At 73.5% G+C, this 19,422-nt stretch carries 19 protein-coding genes; 2 read left to right on the top strand and 17 right to left on the bottom strand.

From position 1 onward, the window contains the following. Nucleotides 1–20: 20 nt before the first annotated feature. From AC1Q5D_RS07480 to AC1Q5D_RS07470, 3 genes are read right to left on the bottom strand one after another with little or no spacing between them, the layout of a single operon-like run. The gene (locus AC1Q5D_RS07480; protein WP_481737952.1) at nucleotides 21–1,241 is read right to left on the bottom strand and encodes an amidohydrolase; all 1,221 of its coding nucleotides are present in this window, start codon (nucleotides 1,239–1,241) and stop codon (nucleotides 21–23) included. A 2-nt stretch (nucleotides 1,242–1,243) separates the two neighbouring features. After that, nucleotides 1,244–2,005, bottom strand: a complete 762-nt coding sequence (locus AC1Q5D_RS07475) for a hypothetical protein (RefSeq protein ID WP_481737951.1) — start codon at nucleotides 2,003–2,005, stop codon at nucleotides 1,244–1,246. An 11-nt stretch (nucleotides 2,006–2,016) separates the two neighbouring features. Further along, on the bottom strand, nucleotides 2,017–2,772 hold the full coding sequence (locus AC1Q5D_RS07470) for a DUF5058 family protein (RefSeq protein WP_481737950.1): 756 nt from the start codon (nucleotides 2,770–2,772) through the stop codon (nucleotides 2,017–2,019). A 232-nt stretch (nucleotides 2,773–3,004) separates the two neighbouring features. Here AC1Q5D_RS07470 and AC1Q5D_RS07465 point away from each other — a divergent pair, with 232 nt between their 5' ends. Beyond that, nucleotides 3,005–4,459 carry an amidase family protein gene (locus AC1Q5D_RS07465; RefSeq protein ID WP_481738063.1) on the top strand — a complete coding sequence of 485 codons (1,455 nt, stop codon included), beginning with the start codon at nucleotides 3,005–3,007 and terminating at the stop codon, nucleotides 4,457–4,459. Nucleotides 4,460–4,670: 211 nt separating this feature from the next. Here the strand turns inward: AC1Q5D_RS07465 and AC1Q5D_RS07460 are convergent, their stop codons facing one another. Further along, nucleotides 4,671–5,627: an Lrp/AsnC family transcriptional regulator gene (locus AC1Q5D_RS07460; RefSeq protein ID WP_481737949.1), complete on the bottom strand. Its 957-nt coding sequence runs from the start codon at nucleotides 5,625–5,627 to the stop codon at nucleotides 4,671–4,673. A gap of 266 nt (nucleotides 5,628–5,893) precedes the next feature. Between AC1Q5D_RS07460 and AC1Q5D_RS07455 the strand changes: the two genes are divergently transcribed. After that, nucleotides 5,894–6,595 (top strand): FadR/GntR family transcriptional regulator, encoded by a 702-nt coding sequence (locus AC1Q5D_RS07455; protein WP_481737948.1) that lies wholly within the window; start codon nucleotides 5,894–5,896, stop codon nucleotides 6,593–6,595. A gap of 150 nt (nucleotides 6,596–6,745) precedes the next feature. Here the strand turns inward: AC1Q5D_RS07455 and AC1Q5D_RS07450 are convergent, their stop codons facing one another. The 13 genes from AC1Q5D_RS07450 to AC1Q5D_RS07390 form a co-directional block, all read right to left on the bottom strand. Continuing rightward, nucleotides 6,746–7,645, bottom strand: coding sequence for a potassium channel family protein (locus AC1Q5D_RS07450; protein WP_481737947.1), 900 nt, complete (start codon nucleotides 7,643–7,645; stop codon nucleotides 6,746–6,748). Nucleotides 7,646–7,651: 6 nt separating this feature from the next. Continuing rightward, entirely contained in the window at nucleotides 7,652–8,833 is a 1,182-nt protein-coding gene (locus AC1Q5D_RS07445) for a YihY/virulence factor BrkB family protein (RefSeq protein ID WP_481737946.1), read from the bottom strand. A 185-nt stretch (nucleotides 8,834–9,018) separates the two neighbouring features. Then, nucleotides 9,019–9,636 (bottom strand): DUF3618 domain-containing protein, encoded by a 618-nt coding sequence (locus AC1Q5D_RS07440; protein WP_481737945.1) that lies wholly within the window; start codon nucleotides 9,634–9,636, stop codon nucleotides 9,019–9,021. Continuing rightward, nucleotides 9,633–10,112, bottom strand: a complete 480-nt coding sequence (locus AC1Q5D_RS07435) for a phage holin family protein (RefSeq protein WP_481737944.1) — start codon at nucleotides 10,110–10,112, stop codon at nucleotides 9,633–9,635. Before AC1Q5D_RS07435 ends, AC1Q5D_RS07440 begins: the two co-directional genes overlap by 4 nt. Continuing rightward, nucleotides 10,109–11,380: a hypothetical protein gene (locus AC1Q5D_RS07430; protein ID WP_481737943.1), complete on the bottom strand. Its 1,272-nt coding sequence runs from the start codon at nucleotides 11,378–11,380 to the stop codon at nucleotides 10,109–10,111. Before AC1Q5D_RS07430 ends, AC1Q5D_RS07435 begins: the two co-directional genes overlap by 4 nt. A gap of 472 nt (nucleotides 11,381–11,852) precedes the next feature. Then, nucleotides 11,853–12,050, bottom strand: coding sequence for a hypothetical protein (locus AC1Q5D_RS07425; protein WP_481737942.1), 198 nt, complete (start codon nucleotides 12,048–12,050; stop codon nucleotides 11,853–11,855). A 106-nt stretch (nucleotides 12,051–12,156) separates the two neighbouring features. Then, the gene (locus AC1Q5D_RS07420; protein WP_481737941.1) at nucleotides 12,157–12,642 is read right to left on the bottom strand and encodes an SRPBCC family protein; all 486 of its coding nucleotides are present in this window, start codon (nucleotides 12,640–12,642) and stop codon (nucleotides 12,157–12,159) included. Continuing rightward, nucleotides 12,639–13,013, bottom strand: coding sequence for an ArsR/SmtB family transcription factor (locus AC1Q5D_RS07415; RefSeq protein ID WP_481737940.1), 375 nt, complete (start codon nucleotides 13,011–13,013; stop codon nucleotides 12,639–12,641). Before AC1Q5D_RS07415 ends, AC1Q5D_RS07420 begins: the two co-directional genes overlap by 4 nt. Before the next feature lie 75 nt (nucleotides 13,014–13,088). Next, on the bottom strand, nucleotides 13,089–14,261 hold the full coding sequence (locus tag AC1Q5D_RS07410) for a serine hydrolase domain-containing protein (RefSeq protein ID WP_481737939.1): 1,173 nt from the start codon (nucleotides 14,259–14,261) through the stop codon (nucleotides 13,089–13,091). A gap of 37 nt (nucleotides 14,262–14,298) precedes the next feature. Next, nucleotides 14,299–15,978: an ABC transporter ATP-binding protein gene (locus AC1Q5D_RS07405; protein ID WP_481737938.1), complete on the bottom strand. Its 1,680-nt coding sequence runs from the start codon at nucleotides 15,976–15,978 to the stop codon at nucleotides 14,299–14,301. A 1-nt stretch (nucleotide 15,979) separates the two neighbouring features. After that, nucleotides 15,980–16,861: an ABC transporter permease gene (locus tag AC1Q5D_RS07400; RefSeq protein ID WP_481737937.1), complete on the bottom strand. Its 882-nt coding sequence runs from the start codon at nucleotides 16,859–16,861 to the stop codon at nucleotides 15,980–15,982. Next, nucleotides 16,858–17,814: an ABC transporter permease gene (locus tag AC1Q5D_RS07395; protein ID WP_481738062.1), complete on the bottom strand. Its 957-nt coding sequence runs from the start codon at nucleotides 17,812–17,814 to the stop codon at nucleotides 16,858–16,860. Before AC1Q5D_RS07395 ends, AC1Q5D_RS07400 begins: the two co-directional genes overlap by 4 nt. After that, nucleotides 17,814–19,412, bottom strand: a complete 1,599-nt coding sequence (locus tag AC1Q5D_RS07390; protein ID WP_481737936.1) for an ABC transporter substrate-binding protein — start codon at nucleotides 19,410–19,412, stop codon at nucleotides 17,814–17,816. Before AC1Q5D_RS07390 ends, AC1Q5D_RS07395 begins: the two co-directional genes overlap by 1 nt. Nucleotides 19,413–19,422: the final 10 nt, after the last annotated feature.

Below are 19,422 nucleotides of genomic sequence, written 5' to 3'. Positions count from 1 at the left end.
CGGCGACGGCGGCGCCGCGGTTACCGGCCGAGGTAGGCGAGCAGCGCGGCGACCGCGGCCCGCGTGCCCGTGTCGAGCGTGGGCTCCAGGAGCGGCCCGAAGTGGGGCGAGTGGTTCACGGGCGCCGGGCCGTCGGCGCCGAAGCCGCCGAAGAACCAGTACACGCCGGGCACGCCGATGGCGTCGGAGAGGTGTCCGACGTCCTCGCTGCCCATGAGCGGCTCCGTCTCCAGGACCGCGTCCGGGCCCAGCTCGTCGCGCAGGGCGCCCGCGACCCGGGCGGTCGCTTCGGGGGCGTTGAAGCAGCGCGGGAATCCGTACAGCCGCTCGATCTCCGGCTCGGGCGCACCGGAGGCGGCGGCCTCCGCGGCGACGATCCGGCGCACGGCCGCGAGCACGCGCTCGCGGGTCTCGGGCTCGAACGTGCGGATGTTCAGCGTGAACTCCGCACGGTCGGGGATGATGTTCTCCTTCAGCCCGGCGTGGAAGGTGCCGGACGTGACGACGGCGGCGCGCCGCGGGTCCAGCTCCCGGGAGACGATGGTCTGCAGGCGCGTGATGATGTGGGCGCCGAGGACGATCGGGTCGACGGAGTCCTGGGGCTGCGACCCGTGGGACTGCCGGCCGCGCAGGGTCACCTTCAGCGAGTCGGCGAGCGCCATGGCCGTGCCGGGGCGGATCTGGACGGTGCCGGCCGCCGTCGGCATCACGTGCTGGCCCAGGACGACCTCCGGCCGCGGGGCGCGCTCCCAGAGCCCGTCGTCGACCATGGCCCGCGCGCCGGCGGCGGTCTCCTCGCCCGGCTGGAAGACCAGGACGAGCGTCCCGGACCACGCGCCGCGCTCCCGCGACAGCAGCGCCGCCGCGGACAGCAGGGCCGCCATGTGCGTGTCGTGGCCGCACCCGTGCATCACGGGCACGCCGGTGCCGTCGGGCAGGGTCCCTGTGGCGGTGCTCGCGTAGTCGAGCCCGGTGTCCTCCCGGATGGGCAGTCCGTCCGTGTCGGCGCGGAATGCCACGGTGGGCCCGTCGCCGTTGCGCAGCACGCCGACGACGCCGGTGCCGCCGCAGCGGAAGTTCGCGATGCCGAGGGCGTCCAGGCGGGCGGCGAGGAAGTCCGCGGTGGCGTGCTCCTGCATGGACAGCTCGGGGTTCCGGTGCAGGTGCCGGTAGGTCTCGTGCAGGTCCTCGCGGTCCGCGGCGGTCAGGGCCGGAAGCGTGCGCGTCGTGGTGGATTCCATGGCTAGAACATTCCCTCCCGGGTGGTGGTGGTGTCGGTGTCGGCGGCGTCTCCGGCGGGGCCGTGGCACACCTTCCGGTTGCGGTCCAGCCAGGACAGGACGACGGTGGCCACGACGCACAGCGCGGTGGCGTAGAAGGCCAGCTTCGGCACGGCGGGGACCAGCAGGAACTGGATGGCCAGCGCCGCGCCCAGGGCGAAGACGGTCGGGCGGAGCTGGCGCATGGTGACGATGCACTGCACCAGGACGGCGCCCATCAGGGCCGGGAGGATGTAGAGGCGGGCGACCTCGATCAGCGCCTCCGGGACGATCGAGATCATCCAGCTGCCGAGCACCCCGACGAACAGCAGCAGCGAGGTCAGGTGCACCGTGGCTGCGCCGCAGATCGCCATCACCGCGGCGAGGTCGCCGCGCGGCGTCCCGGGGGCCGCCTTGGTGCTGGACTGCGCCACGATGGCCGAGGGCAGCAGCTTGTTGGAGATGTTGCCGATCATGAACGCCTGGTACATCGCGGCGGGCCCGAGGATCGGGTAGTAGGTCAGCGGCTCCAGGAGCCAGAACACCCCGAACGTCGCGGCGACGGCGAGGAACGCGATGCCGACGTGGGCCAGCGTCACGTCGAGTCCGGAGAAGAAGACCAGATAGAGGGGGTCGGCCAGGGACAGGACGAGCCCCGCCAACATGGTCAGTCGGCCCCAGCGGGACGTGGTGGCGTCGAAGGCGGCCATGCCGGTCAGCGGCGGGGCCTGGACAGTGGTGGTCATGGTGGTTCCTCCTAGGCGGAATGCAGGGCGAACGCGGTGGCGAGGGCGACGACGATCGAGAAGCCGAGGGCCCACTCCTTGAGCCAGTGGGCCCGCAGGAGCCGGGCCAGGAACAGGCAGAGCACCATCACGGCGGCCGAGACGCCGAGCGTGATGACGTGGACGGGGGACTTGGGCAGCTCCGCGACCGAGAGCATGCTGAACGCGCCCAGCAGGGCCGCGGTCGGGATGATCGCCATGGCGGCGGGGTTCATCGTCGTCAGCCGGGTGCTGCCGCGCTTGAGCAGCGGGGTCAGGATGAGCGTGGCCAGCATCCACATGCCCCCGGACAGGCTCATGGCCATGAACGCGACGGCGAAGACGGACTGGGTGTAGTCCCCGCCGCCGAGCTCGGCGCCCATGGACGCCGCCGCGATGCCCGCGGACGCCGTCTCCGTGGAGGCCGAGCCGATCAGGCCGATCCGGACCAGGACGGCCGGCGTGCCGAACATCGCCAGCAGGGCGATCGCGACGAGGACGACGGCGAGCGAGGGGCCGATCGAGGCGACCGCTCCGGCCCGGTAGGCGCCGGTGAGCTCCCGGTTGCTCATGCCCGCCTCCGGTCCGGCCCGGCGGGCCGCGCGCATGTACACGAACGTCTGCACGAAGATGACGGCGAACACGCCCAGGGCGCACAGCCACAGGAGCGGGGAGTTGGCGACGGCGAGGATGTCGGTGGACGTCCCCGCGGCGGCGGCCGCGGGGACTGGGACGGCTGGTGCTGGCATGGCTGCTCCTCGAGGGGTGTGATCCCGGTTACAGGAAAGGCGGTTGGCAACACCATGCGGTTCGGGCGACGCCGACGGCAATGAATGGCAGATACCGCCACAGATGTGGCCGTTTCCGTCAGAATGGGCGTTTTCTGTGGCGGGGGTACGGCCCGCCCGCCGAGGGGAGCAGACTGTGAGGCAGACCACTGGGGCGGCAGCCGCCGCCGTCGACCACCGAAGGGACACCGCAGTGAACGACATCCTCGACCTCACCGCCCGCGAGCTGACCGGGGCCCTGCGCCGCCGCGACGTCTCGGCGCGCGAGGCCCTCGACGCCCACCTGGCGCGCATCGAGGCCGTCAACCCGGCGATCAACGCCGTCGTCACGCTGGACGCCGAGCGCGCCGGCGAGGCCGCCGCCGCGGCCGACTCCCTGGCCGTGTCGGGGGCCGAGCTGCCCCCGCTGCACGGGCTGCCGATGACGCACAAGGACACCCACAACGTCGCCGGCATGCGCTCCACCCAGGGCTCGCTGGTGTTCCGCGACTTCGTCCCGAAGCAGGACGACCTCGTGATCGCCCGCCTGCGGGACGCCGGCGTCGTCGCGACCGGCAAGACCAACGTCCCGGAGTTCGGGGCCGGCTCGCACACGTTCAACGAGGTCTTCGGCGCCACCACGAACCCGTACGCGCCCACGCTCTCCGCCGGCGGGTCCTCCGGCGGCGTCGCCGCGGCCATCGCGGCGGGGATCCAGCCGCTGGGGGAGGGCTCGGACATGGGTGGGTCGCTGCGCATCCCGGCGTCGTTCTGCAACGTCGTTGGCTTCCGCCCCTCCTACGGCGTATTGCCGATGCCGTCCCCGGTGAACGCGGGCGCCTGGCTCGGCCGGACCGGGCCGATGGCCCGCACGGTCGACGACGTCGCCCTGTTCATGTCCGCCGTCGCCGGACCGGACCCGCGCGTCGTGCCGCCCGCGCCGGTCACCGGCGCCGACTTCGCGGACCTGCCGGAGCCGGACCTGCGCGGGGTGCGCATCGGCTGGAGCCGCGATTTCGGGCTCGGGATCCCGGTCGAGCCGGAGGTCCTGGAGGTGCTCGAGGCGAAGCTGCGCGTCTTCGAGGAGGCCGGGGCGGTCATCGAGGAGGCGGCCCCCGACCTGCACGGCGCGGACCGCGTGTTCCAGGCCGTGCGGGCCACGGACTTCGCCGCCGGCCTCGGGCCCCTCGTGGCCAAGCACCGCGACCTGATCAAGCCGGAGGTCGTCTGGAACGTCGAGAAGGGCCTGGCCTACACGGCCGAGGAGCTCATCCGCGTCACCGCGGCGCGGACCCGGCTCGACGCCGCCATGCGCGCGTTCTTCGGCCGGTACGACCTGTTCCTCTCCCCGGCGGCCCAGGTGCTGCCGTTCGACGCGACCTGGCGCTACCCGCGCGCCGTGGCGGGCGTCGAGTCGCAGACGTACCTGGACTGGATGCGCTCGGCCTGCGTGCTCTCCGCCGCCGGGGTGCCGGTGCTGGCCCTGCCCGGCGGCTTCACGGACTCCGGGCTGCCGGTCGGGTTCCAGCTCGCGGCCGCGCCCTACAGGGACCCGCAGCTGCTGGCGTGGGCGCGGGCGTTCGAGCAGTGCAACGACGCCGGCCGGCGCCGCCCGGACGAGGCCGGCCTGGCCCACCCGGTCCGGCTGCAGGCCGCCGCCGCGGGGTAGCCGCTCCGGGACATCACCCGGCGATCCGCGCGCGAGGTCACCCATTCAGCGCAAAGTCACCCTTTCAGCGCGAAATCGCCCCCTCGCGACAGATGTCACCGGTAGCAACCCATGACATTGCGCGGAAAGGGTGACGTGGGGAGAGGGGCGGGGCGCCGGGTCGGGCTGGAGCGTCTGGGCGGGGCCAGCGTCGCGGCTTGGACGGGCTCCGCTACGGGGCCGGCAGCAGGTGGCCACCGCGCTTGCGGGCACCGAGGAGCATGGTCGCCTCGATGCCCTGCACGTGGCCGGTCCAGTCGGCCTCGGTCGTGAACCGGTAGAGGGCGTCGCCGTCGCCCAGCGTCACGTCGGCGACGATCTGGTGCTCGCCGGCGACGGCGGCGGCGTACCGGACCTCCGGGCGCGCCGCGAGGGCCCGGCCCACGTGCTCGACCTGCCCGGGCGCCGCCTTGATCCACAGGAGCGCCTCGAGGGGCAGGCCCACCGCGGCGGGCTCGACGATGGTGCGGATCTGCAGCCGGCGTTGGGCCAGGAGCCAGTCGACGCGGCGCCCCGCCGTCGACTCGGACACCCCGGCCCGGCGCGCGATCCACTCCAGCGGCGCGCGGCCGTTCTCCGCCAGGGCCGCGGCGATCCGCTCGTCCTGGGCGGACAGCTCCTCCTCGGCCTCGCGGCCCGGGTGCCGGTCCGCGGTCTGCTCCGTCCGCAGCGCCGCGGCCTCGGCGGCGGTGAGCGTGCCGGCCGTCCAGCCGCGGATGGTGCGGAAGTAGCGCAGGATCGGGTAGCTCACGGCGCGCACGAGCCCGACGGTCGCGGGGATCTCCGTGCTCAGGATGGGCCCGAGCCGCCCGGCGTCGACGACGAGCTCGGCCACGCAGTCCGCGCCGCCGGTCATCAGGTAGCTGAACGTGGTGTCGGGCCGCTGGGCCAGCGTCTCGGCCGCGACCCGGCTCGTCCCGGGGGAGCACTGCAGGCGCAGCAGGGCCGACTCGGCGCGCATCCGCAGGCCGACCACGGCGATCGTGCCGGAGGAGAGCAGCTCCGTGCCCCGCCGCGTGACGGTCCGCTCCGGTTCGCCGAGCGCCGCGGCGATGCGCCGCCACGGGGCCCGGCCGTCGACCTGGAGCGCGGCGACGATTCGGCGCTCGAGCGGGTCCAGGATCCTCACTGTTGCCTTCCCCTCCGCGGGCTCGGAGCCCGCACGTGTGTGCGCTGTGCGTCGGCCCACCGGAGTGCGGGGGCACAGACGACGGCGCGGGGCGGAACCGGCGCCGCCGGTTCCGCCCCCATCATGCCCGAGCCGGCTACAGCAGCCCCGGAAGCACCAGCGTCGCCCAGGCAAGCACTGGCCTAGCCAATAGGACTCTAGATGTCTCTGTCAACCCTCCATCGGGAGTACAGTGGCCCTAACCGAGGGCGCGAAAGGGGAACCCCGTGGCAGGACAGCCGAAGAAGCCGGGACTGGGCCGGGTCGCCCGCCCGCGCCTCTACGAGCAGCTCATGGAGCAGATCCTCGGCTACGTCGAGAACGAGGGCATGGGCCCGGGCGACCGGCTTCCGGCCGAGCGGGAGCTCGCCGAGCAGCTCGGGGTTTCGCGCGCCACGCTGGCGCAGGCGCTCGTGGCCCTCGAGGTCCTGGGCGTGATCGACGTCCAGCACGGGACCGGCGCCGTGCTGGTCCAGCGCCCCAGCGTCGCCGCCGTCCTGCGCGAGCTGCGGGAGCACCACAACCGCCTCCCGGAGATCACGGAGGCCCGCGGCACGCTCGAGGTCAAGCTCGCCGCCCTGGCCGCGGAGCGGCGCACCGACGAGGACCTCGCCCGCATCGACGCCGCCCTCGACGCGATGGCGGGGGAGGTCGCCTCGGGTGACCGGGGGGCGCGCGGCGACGAGATGTTCCACGAGGCGGTCACCGCCGCCGCTCACTCGGGGGTCCTGGCCCAGCTGATGGCGTTCATTGCCGAAATGGTCCTCGAGACGCGCCTCGAGTCGCTGGGACAGCCCGGCCGGCCCGAGAAGTCGCTGGAGTCGCACCGGCGCATCGCCGCGGCCATCCGGGCCGGCGACGCCGGGGCGGCGGGCCGGGCCATGCAGGAGCACATCGACCTGGTCTCCGACGTCGCCCTGCTGAAGTAGCCCCGGCTGCCGCCCGCCGCCGTCCGGAAAGGGGGCGGGGACGGGCTGCCGTTCGCTTCAACCCGTCCCCAACGTCGACGCTAGGGCGTTCGACAGGCGCGGTGAACCACCGCCACGGATGATGTCGGGCACTTCATGGTTCAAGTAGGCTCAGGCGTCGCGCCGGCGGGCGGGCCTCTCCTCCGTCTGGGCCAGGTGCTGGCGCGCATAGTCCCGGAACACCTGCTCGGGGCCGTCGCCGGCGACCGGGAAGCTCCGGCCGAGCTCGTCGGCCAGCCCGGTGAGGGCGCAGGCGAACCGGGCCCCGGCGGTGCGCAGCGCATCGTCCTCCGCGGCGAGCGCCCGGTCCCTCAGCTCCAGGGCGACCGGCAACTGCCGGGCCAGCGACATGTCGGGGCCGGGGTCGCGGAAGTAGAACGTCTCGGGGTTGTGGACCAGGGCCACGGTGGCCTCGGCGACCTGGCCGGTGAGCGCGTCCAGTGCCCGTGGCCCGGTCCCCTCCGGGTCGCCGCGCATCGCCCCCGGGAAACCGGTGTGCCCCAGCCAGGCGAGCCGGAGGGCCAGGGAGCGGCGCCGCGACAGCGCCGGGTAGACCTGCGTGAACCACGACAGCGCCGCCGTCAGCAGGGCGAATCCTGCCAGCGCCTCGAACGGAGCCAGCACGCGGAGCCAGGGCACGGTGGGCACCACATCGCCCAGCCCCAGGGTCGTCAGATTCATGACGGAGATGTACAGGGCCTCGGCGGCCGGGTGGTACCGGGACGGGTCCACGCCGCTGGCGTACGCGAACCCGTGGGGCACGTGCGGCAGGTAGAGCAGGCCCCAGCCGATGGCCTGGGACGCCACCCACCCCACGACGACGACGCCCATCGCCCCCGGGCCGGCGAGCACGCCGACCCGGTGCGACGCGGCCCGGGAGACCCGCCAGAGCCCGCGGAACAGCAGCCGCGTGGCCGTCCCGCGGCCCTGCGGGTGCATGATCGTGCGGAACATGTCGTACCAGCCGGCGACCACCAGGGCGGCGCCGGCCAGCGTGGTGGCGACATCCATCGAGGGCTAGGACGCCCCGCTGCGGTGCCGGAGCGTGGCGACGAACGCGGCGGCGCCGGAAGCGAGCAGGGCCGCCCACGCGACCTTCTCCCCGGCGGGCACGGCCGGCTGGTCCGCGAACGTCTGCCCCGCGGCCTCCCGGCGCAGCCGCTCCCCGCTGACGATGTCGTCCTCGAGCTTCTCCTGCTGCTTGACGCTCTGCTTGGTGCCGCGGGGCGGCAGCTGCAGCGTCTCCTCGGCGGCGATGCCGGCCTGCAGCTGGCGGGCCCGCTCCAGCTCGGCGTCGATCTCGGCGCCGAACAGCAGCGCGTTGTTCGCGATCCAGATCCACAGCAGCAGCACGATGACGCCACCGATGGAGCCGTAGGTCGCGTTGTAGTTGCCGAAGTTGGACACGTAGAAGAAGAAGCCGACGGTGGCCAGCGCCAGCACCAGCAGGGCGATCGTCGCGCCGATGCTCAGCCAGCGGAACTTGGGCTGCCGCACGTTCGGCGTGAAGTGGTACAGGACCGCGACCATGACGATGGCCAGCAGCACGAGCGCCGGCCACTTCGCGATGTTCCAGACCATGAGCGCGGTCTCGCCGAGGCCGATCGCGTTGCCGATCGCGGTCGCCACCGGCCCGGACAGCACCAGGATGCCTATGCCGACGACGGCCAGCAGCACCATGCACAGGGTGATCAGCAGCATGGCGGGCCGCAGCTTCCACATGGGCCGGCCCTCGTCCACCTCGAAGACCTTGTTCAGCGCCCGCCCGAACGCCCCGACGTACCCCGAGGCGGACCAGAGGGCGCCGAGCAGGCCGGCGAAGAACGCGAGCCCCGCGCCGCCGCCGGAGGCGAGCGACTGGATGGGCTGGCGGACGGTGTCGGCGGCGTTGCCGGGCGCCATGTCCTGGATCATCGTGACCATGAACTCGGTCGTCGTCTCCGCCTGCCCGACGACGCCCAGCAGCGAGACCAGGGCCAGCAGCCCCGGGAAGATCGACAGGATCGAGAAGTAGGTCAGGGCCGCCGCCAGGTCGGTGCACCCGTCGCGGGAGTACTCCCGCAGCGCGCGGCCGACCGCGTACTTCCACGTCGGTTTGTGCAGGTCCGTGGGGTCCTCCGGCTTGTGCGGCGCGTCCTGGTGCGGGGCGTCCGCCTTGCGCGACGCCGCGTGCGGGGCGCGCACTTGCGTGCTGGACATCGTCTGGCCTCCCGTCGGGTGGTGCTCGAACTGGTCCTGCGGCCACGCTAGCCCAGCCGGCGGCGATCCGGCACCCATGTGGGCGGGCTGACTGGCGCTTTTGCGGACGACGGCGGCGCCCGGTTCCGGACACGACGGGGGCCACGCCCCCTGCAGGCGCGGCCCCCTGTCGTGTCCCGCGGCGGCTACGACCCGCGGGAGTCCCTGACCTCCGTCGCGGCGTCCTGCGCAGTGCCGCGGACGTCCTCGGCATGGGAGCGCGCGTCGTCGCGGACGTGCTCGGCCGCGCCGCTCGCGGAGTCCCGGACGTTCTCGGCGGCCGCTCGGGCGGGCTCCTTGAGGTCCTCGGCCACCTGCCTGCCGACCTCCTTGGCCTCCTCGGTGAGCGGCTCGGCCTGCTCCTTGAGCCGCTCGGCGGCCTCCCGCTCCTTCTGCGTCGGCGGCAGGAGGCCCGCGGCGAGCAGTCCGGCGCCGAACGCGATGACGCCGGCGGCCAGCGGGTTCCCGCGGGTCTGCCCGGCCACCTTGTGCGGCGCGTCGTGGACCGCGGACCCGGCGTCGTGCATGGCCCCGCGCGCGCCGGACCCGGCGTCGTGCATGGCGTGGCGGGCGCCGCCCGCCGCGTCGCCGGCGGAGCCCATGACGGACTCCTTGGCGTGGCGCAGCTTGTCCTTGGCCCGCTCGGTCTGGCGGTGCGCCACCCGCGAGGGGCTGGTGCGGTCCGCGAGCGCGTCGACGTCGCGGCCCAGGGCCGTCTGCGTGCGCTCGATCTCGGCGCGGATCTCTTCGGGGGACTGGCTCATGGCGTCTCCTCACCTGGCTTCATGGTCGGGGGAATGTCCTTGACGGTCGCGGCGGTGCGCGGCATCCCGCGCACGGACTCCAGCCGCTTCTTGCCCAGCAGGGCCAACACGGCGGCGACGACGGCCCACACCACGGCGACGATCACGGCCGCCCAGCCCAGGTGCATCGCCGTGCCGAGCGCCCACATCAGGGCCATGGACAGGAACAGCAGTACGAAGCCGCCGGCGACGGCCGCGCCGGTCAGCATCCCGGCGCCCTGGCCGCCGCGGGAGGCGGATTCCTTCAGCTCCGCCTTCGCCAGCGAGACCTCCTGCCGCATGAGCAGGGAGAAGTCGCTGGTCAGCTGGCTGAACAGGTCGCCGATGCTGCGGTCCTGGGTCGCGCCGTACGGCGATCCCGGGGCCGGTTCCGACGGGGGGGTCAGGTGTTCGGGCTCCGCCCGGTGCGTCATGTCGGGGTCGTTGCTCGTGGTCATGGCGTCGTGAACCCCTCCCGTCCGGCGTCGGTGCGCGGCGGCGTGCCGGGCGCGATGGTCGGCTCGGAGCCGTACGGGTCGCTGGTCGGCACGGCGCCGGCCGCTCCCGAGGTCCCGCCGACGGCGCCGGCTCCCTCCGTGCCGCGCAGCCCGGAGGCCGTGCCGCCCACGCCGCCGGACCCCGTGGTGCCCGTGTAGCCCGAGTCGGTCCCGCCGACGCCGCCCGCGGCCCCGGTGCCCGCCGCGGTGCGCGGCGGGAGGTCGGGAGTCCGCCCCGCGTCGCGCGGCATGCCGGCCGTGTCCGTGCCGGAGGCATGGTCCTGCTTCCGCTCGTTCGGGTCCTGCGCCAGGTTGCGGGTCAGGCGGCCGGCGATCAGGCCCGCGCCGGCCGCGATGGCCAGGAAGGTGCCGGGACGCCGGCGGGCGAAGTGCCGGACGTCCTCGAGCATCGTGCCCGGGTCGCGGTTCTCCAGCCAGCTGGCGGCGGATCCGGCGCGGTCGGCGGCCTGCTGGACCAGCGACGACGCCGCGCCCTGGCCCGAGCCCTCGCCGCGGAGCATCGCCTGCAGCTCATCGGCGACGCCGCGCAGGCCCTCGGCCACGCGCTGCTGCTGGGTGCCGGCCTGGTCGCGCAGTTCCGAGCCGACCGTGTCCGCGAGGTTGCGGGCCTGGTCCTTGGCCTCGTGGGCGACGTTGCGGGCCTCGTCGCGGGCCGTCTGCGCGGTCTCGCGCGCCGCGGTCTTCGACTCGTCGGCGACGTTGCGGGCCTGGTCCTTCGCGACGTCGGCCGTGCCGGGGGACCCGGCGCCGGTTCCCGCGCCGGCCGGTGCGGGCGGCGGCGGGTCGACCTGCGCGCTGCCGCCGGCCGCCGCCGTCGGGCCGCTCTCGGGAGAGCCGCCGGGAAGCGGGCCGGAGCCCTGGCTGACGTGCTGCCCCGTTCCCGGGCCGGTCTGCGGGGGAGTGCGCGGGGCGGCGGGCACGGCGCCGGAGGTGCCGGCGATGGTCGCCCCGGGGGCCGGGGGTGGCGGAGTGCCCGGTCCGGCGGCCGGGGACGCCCCGTCCGTGCCGGGCGTCGGGGCCGCGCCGGGGGAGCCGGCGGTGTCGGGGTCGAAGCCCGATCCGGAACCCTGCGGTGCCCGCCCCGTGGCCGTGACTCCTCCGGCGGCGCCGGAGCCGCTCTCGTAGCCCGGGTGGGGCGAGACGGGGTTCTCCGGCGTCGGGATCGGCGTAGTGGTCGGGTCCTGGTCCTCTGGATGGTGGGAGGTCATGGTTCCTCGCTTCCGTGGGTCACCGCCGCCGGTGCCCTCCGGGCATGCCGAACGCGCCCCGCGGCGGGGTTGAGCGGATGGACGGCTCAGGGCCGGTGTTGCGCTTCCAAGACTCACCTCCGGTGCCCGCCGGGTGTCCGCCCGTGGCTCGGGCGCCCGCCGGTGGGCGGATTCTTCCGTGTGGTGCGTTGTCTGCGGTGGCCGGCCGGACCACCGTGCGCTTCACAGTAGGAAGCGCCGTGGGGGTTGTCCACGGTTGCCGGAATGGGGGTGCGGGCGTGTCAAAGGCCCGGCCGTCGGGCCGGGCCGGGAGGGTTCGGGGCGCGTGGGGCGGGCGCGGGGAGGCGCGGTCCGCCGCCGTCGCCCGGGGCGCGACGGCGGGGCCCGGGTGCGCCGGGAGTGCGTTGCTCCGCGCCGCCGGGACGCGGGCAGCGAGGCCGGGGCCGCGGTGCCCGCGTCGGGACCGCGCGGACTATCCGGGGAAGGGCACGTTGGGGACGTCCGGGCGGCCGTCGTGGTCGCTGTCCCCGTAGGCCCGCATGGCCAGGCGTTCGGCCTTGGACTCGTCCCCGTGGACCGGCACGTACCCCTCGACGAAGTTCTTCTCGTGTTCGGGCTGCGTGCTGGCCTCGTGGCGGCCGACCGGCTGGTGCTTGCGGAAGATGGACATGGCTCGCTCCTTTCCGGGTCCGTACGGGATCCCCGGTGACGGGGAGCCACCGTGCGGTACCTCCACGGTACGCCCGCCGGACCCGGAAAACGAGGGGTGTCCGCCCCTACCGCGGCACGCCGGCGGCCAGGAGTTCGTCGAGGCGCTCGTAGCCCTCGGACATGCCGTACTCCATGCCGGAGGACGCCATGCCGTCGCGGGCCTCCTGGGAGGGGTAGATGCTGTGCCCGCGCAGCCGGCACCGGCCGTCGCCGAGGTCCTCGAAGTGGAGGTACTCGAGGGAGACGACGTCGGGGTAGCCGCCGAACTCGAACGTCTGCAGGATGAACTCGTTCTCGCGGACCGTGTGGAAGATGCCGTGGAAACGGTAGGTCTCCCCGTCCGGGCCGACGTGGTCGAAGGCCCAGGACCCTCCGGTGACCAGGTCGTAGTGGTCCATGTCGATCCGGTACTGGCGGGGGCCGAGCCACCGGGCGACCAGCAGGGGGTCGCGGTGGGCCTCGAAGACCGCCTCGACCGGGAAGTCGAACTCGCGGGTGAAGTCGATGAAGGGAACGCCCTCCGGAACGGAGAGGTCCAGTGCGTTGCTCATGGCTGTTCCTTGGCGTCGCGGCCGGGCCGGCCTGACGGTCTGGGGGTGCCGGCGGCCTGTTCGGCGAGGACCGCGTCGAGGTCCCGGAACCGGCCCTCCAGGGCCATCCGGTACCCGTCGATCCAACCGGTCAGGGCCTCGAGGGCCACCGGGTTCAGGTGCACGGGCCGGCGCTGGGCGTCGCGGGTGCGGGTGACCAGCCCCGCGTGCTCCAGCACCTGGATGTGCTTCGAGACCGCCTGCTTGGAGATCTCGAACGGTTCGGCGAGCTCGTTGACGGTGGCGGGACCGCGGCTGAGCCGGGCGACGATCGTTCGCCGCACCGGATCCGCCAGGGCCATGAAGGCCCGGTCCAGAGTGCCCTCGTCCATTGGTCAACTCACCTCTTGATCAACCTTACGGTTGATTACAGGATGCGCCCGTCGGAGGGAGGTGTCAAGACCCCCCTACAGCGCGCGGGCCAGCACCCGCAGCAGGTCCTTGGCGCGGGTGTCCACGTCCTCGGACAGCATCTCGTTGGTCAGGAACGAGAAGCCGACGCCCGGGCCGGGCCAGGCGCCGTGCAGGCCGCCGCCCGCCCCCGAGTGCCCGAACGCCGGTGCCACGGGCCCGTAGGTCCCGAGCGGGTCGGCCAATTCGAAACCCAGGCCAAAGCGCAGCGGCCTGTCGTTGACGGCGTCGACGCCCTCGGACCACGTGCTGGTTGCCCGTTCGAGCGTCGGGGCCGAGACGGGGGAGGTGCCGGGGTCCACCAGATGCGAGTACAGCTTCGCCATCGCGTCCGCCGTGCCGATGGCTCCGCCGGCGGCATTGCCGGCCCGGCGCATCGCCACGGAGTTGAAGGGGTTCCGGGCGCCCGTGAGCGAGTCCCCGTACATGCGGTCCACGATGCGCCGCCGCTCCGGATCGGTGAGGAACGTGCTGATCCGGTAGTCCTCCGACTTGCCGATGGTGGCGACGCGGGCATCCAGCTCCTCCGGCAGCCCCAGGTGTAGATCGAGCCCGAGCGGACGCGCGAGCAGTTCCCCGACGAGTCGGCCGGCCGGCGAGCCGGTGGCCCGCCGGATGATCTCCGCGATCAGCGTGCCGTAGGTGAGCGCGTGGTAGGCGACCCGGCTGCCGGGCGTCCACAGCGCCGGCTGGGCGGCCAGAACGGCGGCCGCCCGTTCCGGCTCGGTCCGGGCGTCGAATTCCGGCGCCGGATCCAGGTACAGGAGCCCGGCCGTGTGGCTGAGGACGTGGGCGACCGTGACGGACCCCTTGCCCGACGCCGCGAACTCCGGCCAGTAGGCGGCCACCGGGGCCTCCGCGTCGAGTTCGCCCCGGTCCACTAGCACCGCGGCGAGGGCGGCGACGACGCCCTTCGTGCCTGAGAAGAGGACGGCCAGGGTGTCCGGCCCCCAATCCTCCGCCGGCCCGAGGCCAGGGGCGGGCTCGTCCCCGGAACGGACGGTCCGCCCACCGTAGAGCCGCGCCAGCGGGCGGCCGGCGCGGTAGACGCAGAACGCCATCCCGCCCCGGCCGGCCCGGCAGTGCGCGTCGAAGACCTCCGCGAGGGCGTCGAAGCCCGCCGCGTCCAATCCGTCGTTGAGGGCGGTCGTCGTGCCGGTGGCGGCCATGGTCGGTTCCTTCCTAGGGCGGGCGTCGAGGGGCGGTCTAGAACGTGGGCACGTTGGCCAGCAGCTCGCGCGTGTAGTCGTGCCGGGGATGCTCCAGGACCTCGTCGGTGGGCCCGTGGTCCACGAGCCGGCCGCACTGCAGGATGGCCAGGCGCTGGGAGATGTGACGGGCCAGGGCGATGTTGTGCGTCACGAACAGCATGGCCATGCCCGTCTCCACCTGAAGGGAGCGCAGCAGGTCGAGGATCGAGGCTTGTACGGACACGTCCAGCGCGGAGGTGACCTCGTCGCAGACCAGCAGCGACGGCGCGTTGACGAGCGCGCGGGCAATGGCGGCGCGCTGGCGCTCGCCGCCGGAGAGGTCCCGCGGCCGGCGGTCCAGGTACACGGAGCCGAGGCGCACGTGGTCGAGCGCCTCGAGCACCTTGGCCCGGCGCTCCCGCTTGGAGAGGCCGCCGACCATCTGCAGGGGCACCTCGACGGACTCGCAGATGGTGCGGCGCGGGTTCAGCGACGAGAACGGGGACTGGAACACGTACTGGATCCGCCGCCGCTGTTCCGCGGTCCGCCGACGCGTCGAGCGCGCCAGCTCGACTCCGTCGAGGGAGACGCTGCCGCTGTAGTCGTCGTTGAGGCCCGCGATGCACCGGGACAGGGTCGTCTTGCCGGACCCGGACTCGCCGAGCAGCATCAGCGACTCGCCCTCGGGCAGCTCCAGGTCGATGCCGTCCAGCACCCGGTTCGGCCCGTAGGCCAGCCGCAGACCGGTCACTCGGATCAGGGGCATGGGGGAGGGGGCGGACGGCGCCGGGGATTCGGCGGTCTGCAGGCGCACGGCGTCGTCGTTGGCCTCCACGGCGGCCATCTCGCCGGTGACGGCCGCCACCTCCCCGATGCGCCGCCTGCCCGCGAGATCCGGCACCGCGGCGAGCAGGCGCTGGGTGTACGGGTGGCGGGGCCGGTAAAGCACCTCGGAGGTGGGGCCGTCCTCGACGACCTCACCGTGGAGCATGACGGCGACCTCGTCGGCCACGGCCGCGACGACAGCGAGATCGTGGGTGATGTAGAGGCCGGCGACGGCGTGGCGCTCCGCCATCTCGTCGATGGTCCGCAGCACCAGCGCCTGGGTGGTGACGTCCAGGCCGGTCGTCGGTTCGTCCAGAACCATGACGGCCGGCCGGCACGCGAACGCCATGGCGATGCCGACGCGCTGCTGCTGCCCGCCGGAGAGCTGGTGGGGGTAGCGGCGCTGGTAGGCGGCGTCGCCGGGCAGGCCGACCTCGGCCAGGACCTCCTCCGTGCGGGCGCGGCGCTCGGCCTCGGAGGCCCCGTACCGGTGCACGCGCAGCGTCTCGAGGATCTGTTCGCCGATCCGCATGGCCGGATTCAGCGACAGCGCCGGGTCCTGCGGCACGTAGGAGATGGTTCCGCCGCGCAGCCGGCGGCGCTCGGGCTCCGGCCGGCCCAGCACGTCGGCCCCGTCGCCGAGGCGCACCGTCCCTCCGGTGTGGGCCAGGCCGGCCCGGAAGTGGCCGAGGCAGGCGAGCCCCGCCGTCGTCTTCCCGGACCCGGACTCGCCGACGAGGGCCAGGATGCGCCCGGGGCGCAGCTCGAAGCCGACGCCGTGGAGGATCTCGTCGCCTCCGGAGGTTGCGACGCGCAGCCCCTCGGCACGCAGGGCCGCCGTGGTCGTCTCGAGGGTGGTCGGTGCACTCATGTCAGGCTCCCGGGTTCAGGTGGGCAGAGGCGCGGGCCAGCGAGTCGGTGATCAGGTTGGTGCCCACCGTCAGGACGGCAATGGCGAGCACCGGCAGGATCACGCCCCACGGCTGGACCACCAGCGCGATGCGGTTTTCGTTGATCATCAGGCCCCAGTCGGCGTTCGGCGGCTGCATGCCGAGCCCCAGGAAGGACAGGGACGCCACGGCGCCGATGGAGTAGGTCATGCGCAGGCCGAGTTCGACCATGAGCGGTCCGGTGATGTTCGGCAGCACGTCTTGGGCCAGGATCCGCCACCGCGGCACCGCGTACATCTCCGCGGCCCGGACGAAGTCCTCTGTGATCACGGCAGCAGTGGCGGAGCGGGTCACACGGGCGACGCGGGGCGCGTGGGTGATGCCGATGACCGTGACCAGCACCCAGCCCTGCGGGCCGAGGACCGTGATCGCGAGCAGCGCGAACACAAGCTGCGGCAGGGCCAGTAGGACGTCGTTGCCGCGCATGATGAGGCTGTCCACCCGGCCGCCCGAATACGCGGCGACCATGCCGGTCGCAGCGCCGAGCACGAGGCCCAGCAGCGTGGCCAGGCCCGCATAGGCGAGCAGCCGCAGCCCGCCGTCGAGGAACCTGGAGAGCACGTCCCGCCCGAGGTTGTCGGTGCCGAACGGGCCGTCGCCCTGGAACGGGCGCCCCGAGAACTCGGTGGGGCCGTAGCCGGTGGCCCACGGCAGCAGCAGCGGGCCGAACAGGGCCACGGCGACGACGGCGCCGGTCAGCGCGAGGCCGACTTTCGCCTGGCGCTGCGCCCACAGCCGCCTCAGGATCCCGGGCGGGGCTTCGACCTCCGCCGCGACGTTCTGGGGTGAATCGATGGCGCTCACCGGGCCTCCTTCGTCCGCAGCTTCGGGTTGGTCAGGATGCCCACGAGGTCCGCGAGCAGGTTCACGACGATGTAGACGGCGGCGACGAGGATCGCCAGCGCCTGCACTACCTGGACGTCGCGGTTCTCCACGGCGTCCACGAGCGCCTGTCCGATGCCGGGGTAGCGGAAGAGGAACTCGATGACCACGACGCCGCCGGCCATCCAGGCGAGCTGGATCGCGACGACCTGGGCGACCGGGGACAGGGCGTGCGGCAGGGCGTGGCGCAGGATGACCTGCCGCTCGGGCACTCCCTTGAGCCGGGCCATCTCGACGTAGCCGGAGTCCAGGACCTCCCCGAGCGTCGCGCGCATCATCCGCACGATGTATGGGGTGACCACCAGGACCATGGTGGCGACGGGCAGGACCAGTTGGGAGGGGTGCTCCCAAACGGCCTCTCCGGGCGGGGCCATGGTCACGGAAGGCAGGAGCTTGAAAACGCTCGTGGACAGCAGGGCCACGAGGGCGATCCCGATGACGAACTCGGGCAGGGCTGCCAGGACCAGCGACCCGCCCGTGGCCACGTGGTCCCCGGCCCGCCCGCGGCGCAGCGCCGAGTACGTGCCGATCCCGATCCCGAGGGGGATCGCGATGGCGGCGGAGGCCAGCATGAGCACCAGCGAGGCGCCGATGCGATCGCCGAGCAGGGCCGCGACGGGCCCGCCGCTGGCGGCGGAGAACCCGAAGTCACCGCCGAGCATGCCGCCGAGCCAGGAGACGTACTGGACGACGACGGGGTCGTTGAGCTTCATCTGCTCCCGCAGGGCGGCGAGCCGCTCCGGGGTCGCCTGTTGACCGAGGATGGCCTGGGCGGGGTCGCCGGGCAGCAGCAGCGTGGCCACGAAAACCATGACCGAGACGACGAGCAGGATCAGGACACTGACGAGCAGGCGCTTAAGCACCATCCGGGCGATCACGCGGCCACCTCCATCCAGGCGCGGCGGAACTCGAAGCCGGACAGGGGCAGCCCCGTCCGGTTGGGCCCCAGGCCCCCGACGTAGAGCTGGTACGCATCGGCCTGGTTCGGGAAGCCCCAGATGATGTAGCCTCCCCGCTCGTACTCGATCCGTTGGGCCGCGGCGATGAGCCGGTTGCGTTCGGCCTCGTCCACGGTTCCCTTGGCGCGCTCGACGAGCTCGATGAACTCCGGGTCGGCCCAGTGGGTCTCGTTGAACGGGGAGGTGGGCAGGGAGCCGTTGGCGGTCTGGGGCAGGAAGTTGCGGGTGTACCAGAAGTCCTGGGCGAAGTCCCACTGCAGGTAGTTGTCGCCGAAGAACGTGGTGGTATCCACTTGGCGGATGCTCACGCGGATCCCGGCCGCCTTGGCCTGCTGGGCGTACACCTGCGCCGCCTCGACGGCGCCGGCCTGGATCGGCGCGGTGACGAGTTCGACGTCGATCCCGTCCGGGTGGCCCGCCTCCGCGAGCAGGCGCCGCGCCGCGGCGACATCCCGGGTCCGTTGCGGCAGGTCCGCGGCGTGGCCCGGGTCGAAGGGGGCGTAGAGGTCGTTGCCGACGGCGCCGTGCCCGGAGAGAACCTGCTCGATCATCTGCTGCCGGTCCACGACCAGGCGCATGGCCTGGCGGACGCGCACGTCGTCGAAGGGGGCCCGGTCCACCCGCATGGTGAAGGGCAGCCACATGCCGGTCTCCGAGTTGTTGATGCCGATCCGCGGATCCGCCTCCACGACCTCGAGCAGCGCCAGTGGAACCTGGCCCACCGCGTCGACCTGGCTCGAGAGCAGGGCGTTGAGCAGGGCGTCGTTGTCGCTGAAATTCAGGATCTCGAGCCCGTCCAGATGCGGCTCGCCGGGCCGCCAGTAGTGCTCGTTCGCCGTGAACACACTCCGGCGGCCAGGGGAGAAGGACGAGGCCTTGAACGGCCCGGTGCCGACCGGGCTGGCCGGGTCGTAGTCGGCCGGCACGATGCCTAGGGCGTACTGCCCCAGCGAGTCGTCGAACGTCGCCCACGGCTGGGAGAGCCGGAACTCGACGGCGTGCGCTCCGGCGACGCGGACGGAATCCAGAATCGCTAGGGAGGCCGCGCCCGACTTGGGGTCGTCCGGGTTCGTGACCCTTTCGAACGTCGCCTTGACGTCCTCCGGCCGTAGTGGCCGCCCGTCGTGGAAGCGGACCCCCTCGCGCAGCGTGACCCTCCATATTGTGGCGTCCGCGTTGGGCTCGGCCTTCAGACCGAGGAGCGGCTGCAGATCGTAGTTCTCGTCACGGTAGAACAGCGCCTCGTACAGGTTCACGACGCGCGCAATGTCCGTCGTCGCGACCGGCGCGTGGGCGTCGAGCGTGTCGGAGGCCCCGCCGCCGGTCAGCCCGACGCGGAGCGTCCCGCCGGCGCGGGGGACAGTGCCTGCGGTGGCCAGGGCGGTGCCCCCGGCCGGGCCGCAGGCGGTGGCCAGCAGTCCGACGCCGGCGGCGAGCGAGGCACCCAGCAGGGTGCGGCGGGCGATCGGGCGGCCGGGGTCCGGCCGGTGGGTCCAGGGTGGTGTCGGGTTCACGGCTCTTCCT

Source organism: Arthrobacter paludis (assembly GCF_056782315.1).
Note: the sequence above shows the minus strand (reverse complement) of the source record. Positions and strands in the feature narration are given on the sequence as shown.